At 38.0% G+C, this 581-nt stretch carries 1 protein-coding gene; it reads left to right on the top strand.

Translation table 11 applies throughout. From position 1 onward, the window contains the following. A partial coding sequence (locus RH85_RS23270; protein ID WP_006711656.1) for a hypothetical protein occupies nucleotides 1-378 on the top strand: 378 nt, incomplete at its 5' end. Between the last annotated feature and the right edge of the window lie 203 nt (nucleotides 379-581).

A 581-nucleotide genomic window follows, 5' to 3' on the forward strand; every position in this document is an offset into this window, starting at 1 on the left:
TTATCTATTTTTATCAAAACAATGAACAAGCTCAATTTATCTTCCTCGCTTAGAGCTGTCATGGCAAAAAAAATGAAATACCTTTTTTCATTAATAACTAATATGCATTTAATCTTGGCTTATAAAATCTACCAGCGACTTACACTCATTTTAAAAGGCTGTGTTTGGAACCTAACACCAACCTTTCGATCACTAAGTGACTTTTGGTCCTTATTTTCTGCTCGCTCCGCATCTGATAACCCACATCAAACGAATCACCAAGAAAAGAACTATAACCACTTGATTTTGATTATAATAACGCTCATTCTGTTTGCTGTTTTTCTATTCATTACTAAATCAGACGCCACAAGACACAAGCCGCGATTTCGCGCTGATTGAAGCATCTGGCTATTTGATCGTTACGTAGGTACCACATGTTAAAGGAATGGTTTTGGATCTTTAAAAAGGTCAAATCAGATTTGCACTTTGCCGATCATCACCCAGCCCTACAAGCCCTAGTAGATTCAGGTCAAGACATCCATGAACGTGATGCCAATGGCCGCAGTGCCTTGCAGTATCTATTTGCTAAACCATTTCCAAGT

Source organism: Vibrio ichthyoenteri ATCC 700023 (genome assembly GCF_000222605.1).
Classification (GTDB): domain Bacteria; phylum Pseudomonadota; class Gammaproteobacteria; order Enterobacterales; family Vibrionaceae; genus Vibrio; species Vibrio ichthyoenteri.